Below are 4,664 nucleotides of genomic sequence, written 5' to 3'. Positions count from 1 at the left end.
AGGAGAGCAATATACCATTTATCCGAATACCCTTCATTGGTTTAAATCAGGAAGTGAAGGTGCGGTAGTTTCTGAATTCTCGACAAGAAGTACAGATGAAAGTGATATATTTACAGACCCGAGGATTAAAAGAATACCAGAACTTGAATAAAAGATATGGTTGCCGCATGAAATTCGGCATTAAAGATCATGATTCAATAGATGTTTTAATAGATTTTTTTCAATGAAGATAACTTCTGACAGGTTGCGTCTATTCACTGGCTAATAGCCACAAGCAGCACAGGCCGTCTGTGTCAATCTATAGAAGGACATCAGACGGCCTGTTATTTTTTATCCTTTTTTATAAACGTTCCATAATAAATCCAAAAATTAGATCCAATAATTCCTGACTCCAGAAAGTACCCTCATGCGGTCCCTTATCAACCTCAATCATTTGGGAATCTGCTCCACAGTCACACAATTTATGGAACATAGGAAGACTCTGCTCATATGGCACTGGCTCATCGTTATTTCCTTGCACCAGTAAAAATGGAGGATACGCCACTCCTTCCTTTACTTTGAAAATTGGACTCATATCCTTAAAAACATCCAAATTTCTCTTGGATTTCCACCTGCCAGAGCGATATCGACTGGAGTTGGATTGTTCAGACGAGCTTCGTATTATTTTGTTTAAATGATTGGTGCAAAATAGAGGATGAAACAACTACATTGCTATATCAAAAAAAAGTACAGGCTGTTCCTTTTTTAGGACAGCCTATTTCAATGATTTCCTACTATACTTTCATCCTTGTTGTTTGAGTCCGGAACTAGATACAGATTCAAACTTTGTTGAGTTAACATCAGAACAATCACGACATACCTTTGATTCCGAATAAAACCCAATAACATGGAAAAATTATAAAAAATACCAAATGTAAGTATTGAAGGAGAAATATAATGAAGAAAACCATTGCGGATTCACTCGTTGAAGCCTTGTTAAATGCAGGTGTGAAAAGGGTTTATGGTATCATAGGAGACTCACTGAATGCCGTCATCGATTCCATCCGGCGTTCAGAGAAAATTGAATGGATTCATGTCCGCCATGAAGAGGTTGCAGCATTTGCAGCCGGTGCGGATGCTGATCTGACCGGAAGTATTGCGGTGTGTGCCGGAAGCAGTGGTCCCGGCAATATGCACCTCATCAATGGCTTGTACGATTGTCACCGCAACCGGGTCCCTGTGCTAGCCATTGCAGCCCACATTCCCAGCTACGAAATCGGGACGAACTTTTTTCAAGAAACACGGCCCGATCATCTATTTAAGGACTGCAGCTACTATTGTGAGGTAGTGACGACCGCACACCAAATGCCACGCTCCGTACTCGTCGCCATGCAGAATGCCGTTTCACGTAAAGGGGTATCCGTTTTGGTTCTGCCTGGGGACGTGGCTGGCTATGAAGCAGACGAGACCCCTGTACCTGAACATGTCCTTCATGTGACACAGCCGGTTATCCGTCCTTCGGAAACAGAGTTAAAGCAGCTGGCGGAGTACTTGAACCGCGGCAAGCAGATCACCCTTCTGTGCGGAGCCGGCTGCGCGGGGGCTCACACACAGCTCATGCAGCTTTGCGAAAAACTGCAATCACCGATGGTCATTGCGTTGCGAGGGAAAGAACACCTGGAGTATGACAATCCGTACTATGTTGGGCTAACAGGCCTGATTGGGTATTCTTCAGGCTATCATGCGGTGAAGGAATGCGATGTACTGCTGATGCTCGGTACCGATTTTCCATACCGGCAATTCTATCCAAAAGATGCCACCATTTTGCAGGTCGATATTGAGCCGGGACATCTCGGCCGCCGAACCAGCCTAACCTATGGGCTGTGCGGTGATGTAAAGGCAACGATTGACGCACTAATGCCATTTCTGACAGAGTCTCATGATGGTAGCCACCTGGAGAAATTTACCGGCCACTATCGCAAAATCCGCGATAACCTGGACGAACTTGCAACCGGTAAACCAGGCCGCGAACCCATCCATCCTCAATATCTAACGAAAGCTGTCAGTGATCTGGCAAGCGAGAACGCGGTTTTTACCTGTGATGTCGGAACTCCGACACTTTGGGCCGCTCGTTATCTGCAAATGAACGGACAAAGGCGGTTATTAGGTTCCTTTAATCATGGAACGATGGCAAATGCTCTGCCGCAGGCCATTGGAGCACAGCTTGCCCAGCCAGGCCGCCAGGTCATCTCCCTTTCTGGAGATGGGGGTCTTGCCATGCTGATGGGCGACCTTCTCACACTTAGGCAGCATAAATTACCTGTGAAGGTTGTCGTATTTAACAACGGGGCGCTCAGTTTCGTCGAGCTTGAGATGAAAGCACAGGGCTTCTTGGAAACAGGTACCACCCTTGATAACCCCAACTTTGCAAAGGTCGCGGAAGCGGTGGGCATTGAAGGAATTCGCGTGGAGGATCCTGGAGAACTGGAGGAAGCGATTCAGCGTGCTCTTCAACATGACGGACCAGTATTGCTAGATGTGGTGGTGAACCGTCAGGAATTGGCTTTTCCTCCGAAAATTACTTTTGAACAGGCGCAAGGTTTTAGCCTTTGGATGATGAAAGCCGTTTTGAACGGGCACGGAAACGAGCTCATTGACCTTGCCAAAACGAACTTTTTACGCTAATCGGCAAAATGATGAATCGTATAGATGAAGGCCTCTTGTATTCACTCGCAAGAGGCCTTCCTATTCAACCGATTCTTTTCGACAATTTTCCAAAAAGTATATATTGGTCCAGCGGTTTATTTATGGTAACCGAAGTTGCTTTATAAACGAAGCAATTTTGCTTAGCATCTTCACTCTACTTCATTAAATATATAGTGATTCAAATAGGCATTCCGAAACTTGCCATTTGCATCATACTTCATGAGCAGCTGCTGAAAGGCAGGCATCTTCTCATAAAGTGACTGTATTTTGGCATGGGAGGTAGTAAACAGTTTTCCCCAATGTGGCTTAGCTTGAAAAGGTTCAAGCTGGGCTTCAATGAGTGGTAGCACCTTTTGCACATCCGCCCATTTATCCTGCCACGTAAAGTGTATGGCAACGGAATCCTGCTTATAGGATGGGCTTAACCAAAGCTCGTCCTCGGCAATGGTCCGCACCTCGCATATTAATAGATGTGGCGCGATTTCTTCACGGATTTCATTAACCGCAGAAAGAGCGGCATAGGCATGCTCGCGGGCCATAATATATTCACTTTGCAGCTCTTGGCCTTTACTTGGGGTAAAATCCATTCGGAAATGTGGCATGCGATCCAGCCAATTCCCTGGCACCCCTAGCTGGGCTGTACAATGCTCTGCTCCAACCCCAGGGACGGGATGGAGATTTTCTTTGGCCGCTTTTGCTCCAAAAAAATCTTCTCCAAACGAAAACGGTTTATCTTCCATTACTTTGCTCTTCAGCCACACCTGGTTAAATCGTTCATCTTGCCAATCCGTAAACAAACTAACGCTATATGCACTTGAAAAAATGGAATCAAAATCGTGTTCTAGTTGTGCCAACGGAAGGTTCTCATACACATCCTGTCTTATTTGATGACTGGGATGAACATCTAAAGTTAGCTTTGTGACGACACCTAATCCACCTAGACCAACCACAGCGCCATGTAATTCTTCTTCCGACTTTTCTTTTGAAAAAGTGACAATGCTTCCATCAGCAGTGACCACTTCCATCGCACGGACCGCTGCAGCTAAATTTTGATTAAGATTACCTGAACCATGTGTGGCTGTTGCGATAGCCCCAGCAACCGATATGTGCGGAAGGGACGCAAGGTTATGTAAGGCAAAGCCATGTTGCTGAAGCACAAACCCCAGTTCACCATAGTTGATTCCTGCTTCCACGGTCACCGTTTGCTTTTCTCGATCGATGGATAATACCCTGTTGAGCTTATGCAAGGATACCATATTTTCCTCAGAATCTGCGATACTATTAAACGAGTGACGTGATCCAATCACACGCAGCTTTTTTAAACTAGAAACCAATTGTTGAACTTCTTCAACCGATTCGGGTTCATGCCAGTTAGTTGTACTATATTGAAAATTGCCTGCCCAATTTCTCTTCTTCTCCATGAGTCCCACTCCATTATATTTTTTTGCTTACTTCTTACTATACAGAAAATGAAAGAGTTTTCAATTATTATAGCATTCTACATAAAAGCATGAGTGTTTTTTTATGAGGAGAAAAAGGTATGAAAAGTTGAATTTAAATAAAGATTTTACCATTTGATAATTCTTCGATTCTCACCTTTTTTATTCAGGATACATAAAAGTACCCGATAGGGGAGACCTTTTTTCAGTGTCTGCTCTATCGGGTACAGTTTAGGGCATCGTGTTTGCCCTTTTTAAATTTAACTCATCATAAAACCTATTTTTAAACCCTTTTAGCTTTGGCACGAGAAGCATCGAGTTGCTTATTGATATCTTCCACGTCTTTATCTGTAAGTGGGTAAAGAGCCATAACAATCATCGAAACAATCGCAAGCGCTGCTGGTATCCAGATAGCTGTGATATTGATACCAGAAAGAGCACTAGCTGTTTGTTTCGCCGCATTTCCATCGAAGCCGAAAGCCGCAAGGAACCAAAGCGGAATGGCACCACCAAGAGTGAAACCAATCTTGAAGAAGAGAC

Annotated in this window: 4 protein-coding genes and 1 pseudogene; 2 read left to right on the top strand and 3 right to left on the bottom strand. The window is 44.3% G+C overall.

Annotated elements, in window-relative coordinates; genetic code table 11:
• Positions 1–151: pseudogene (locus V7266_RS30150) on the top strand (D-lyxose/D-mannose family sugar isomerase); the annotation flags it as partial.
• Between the two features lie 189 nt (positions 152–340).
• Here the strand turns inward: V7266_RS30150 and V7266_RS30145 are convergent.
• On the bottom strand, positions 341–703 hold the full coding sequence (locus V7266_RS30145) for a prolyl oligopeptidase family serine peptidase (protein WP_335472950.1): 363 nt from the start codon (positions 701–703) through the stop codon (positions 341–343).
• Between the two features lie 233 nt (positions 704–936).
• Between V7266_RS30145 and poxB the strand changes: the two genes are divergently transcribed.
• Positions 937–2,664, top strand: coding sequence for a ubiquinone-dependent pyruvate dehydrogenase (poxB, locus tag V7266_RS30140; protein ID WP_335472949.1), 1,728 nt, complete (start codon positions 937–939; stop codon positions 2,662–2,664).
• Between the two features lie 170 nt (positions 2,665–2,834).
• Here poxB and V7266_RS30135 read toward each other — a convergent pair whose 3' ends face one another.
• Entirely contained in the window at positions 2,835–4,106 is a 1,272-nt protein-coding gene (locus tag V7266_RS30135; RefSeq protein WP_335472947.1) for an FAD-binding protein, read from the bottom strand.
• A 301-nt stretch (positions 4,107–4,407) separates the two neighbouring features.
• Positions 4,408–4,664, bottom strand: a 257-nt coding sequence (locus V7266_RS30130; protein WP_335472946.1) for an MFS transporter, incomplete at its 5' end; no start/stop codon positions are given.

The sequence above is a fragment of the Neobacillus drentensis genome (assembly GCF_036965645.1).
Classification (GTDB): Bacteria; Bacillota; Bacilli; order Bacillales; family Cytobacillaceae; genus Neobacillus; species Neobacillus drentensis_D.
Note: the sequence above shows the minus strand (reverse complement) of the source record. Positions and strands in the feature narration are given on the sequence as shown.